This window comes from Bartonella sp. AS69XJJH, from assembly GCF_042195585.1.
Lineage (GTDB): Bacteria > Pseudomonadota > Alphaproteobacteria > Rhizobiales > Rhizobiaceae > Bartonella.
The window spans coordinates 1-1283 of sequence record NZ_JBHIOO010000089.1; the positions used below are offsets into that span (position 1 = coordinate 1).

Sequence of the window (1283 nt, forward strand, 5' to 3'; positions counted from 1 at the left end):
AAAGCAGGCGCCCCCCGCACCTGCTATTTTATTTACGCAACATCCTCATACTCATGACGATAATAATCATCTTCACTACCAAATCTTGGAATTGCCTCATCATGAATTTGATCATCTTCAGTTAAAGAGGCTGCGCTATGAATATAAGAATCCCCTGAGACAAGAGCACCACAAACCACGGCATCATCGAATACACGCGATTCATCACAAATATAAGCACCATCACTTATTTTTGCATTGCCACCAACATGAGCATTATCACAAATAACAGATTCATCAGAAATACGAGCATGCCCACTTACAGAGGCATTATCATAAATTTTTGCATTACCTTCAATTACAACAGCGTTTTGAATATGGGCGTTGCCATAAACCTCACAATAATCATTTATTGTCATGCCTTCAAAAATAGCATTACCATAAATTTGAGCATCGCCATAAACGTCTACAAAAAAGCTTTTCACTTTACCATTTTCATAAACCCGTGCATTTTGAAAGACGCGTGCTTTATCGTAAACCCAGCAATTTCCGTCATGAGAGAGGTTATCTTCCTTTTCAATATAACCTCCAAGATCCCCTTTTTTGACATCATCAAAATCTCTTAAGGCTCTAATTCGCTTTAAGAAATGACCATCGATATATTCACAATCATCAATAAATTCATATTTTTTGGAGATAGCGTTCATAATGAACTCCTTTAGGTTATAATGTTTTGAATTGACTCCTATAAAGGCGTCGGGCGCTCAAAACACAGCCTAAAGTCTGTTGTTATGCTTTCCCCGTAAGGGTATTATATGACATAACTACACCCGACAAAATCATTATACGTTTTTAAAACATAAAAGACAGTCAGTTTTTGAAAAGCAAAGAAAGATTGTTTCGTAATCTATTCGCTTTAGGATTAGTGTTTTGATCACTTAAGTATTTATATAGCAAAATACCCATTTATTGTCAACTGTTTTTTGGTGTTTTTTATAATATTTTCAAATATTTATCTCATAAAATAGCTTATAATTTTTATCTCTTTCTTTTGTAGTATATGCCCCTAAAAGCTCACCCTTTTAATCATGATTTCGGAGCCGCGTGAGAAGGACAAAACAAGCCGTTAGGTTCTTTGTCAAGGACGCCGTTAGGCGCCATGTAATGGTTTCCTTGACACTAAGAACCAAGGATTGTTAGTCCTCTCATTAAACGCGGATCTGATGTCATGATTTTGGTGAGCGTTCCAGAGAGTTTGAGAGGCAGATAGCCTCTCATTAAAAAGTATAAAAGATCTAATAAAA

Annotated in this window: 1 protein-coding gene; it reads right to left on the minus strand. The window is 36.0% G+C overall.

Annotated elements, in window-relative coordinates; all coding sequences use genetic code 11:
• Window positions 1-32 precede the first annotated feature (32 nt).
• Window positions 33-686 carry a hypothetical protein gene (locus tag ACFIK6_RS09820; RefSeq protein ID WP_273783770.1) on the minus strand — a complete coding sequence of 218 codons (654 nt, stop codon included), beginning with the start codon at window positions 684-686 and terminating at the stop codon, window positions 33-35.
• Window positions 687-1283 lie beyond the last annotated feature (597 nt).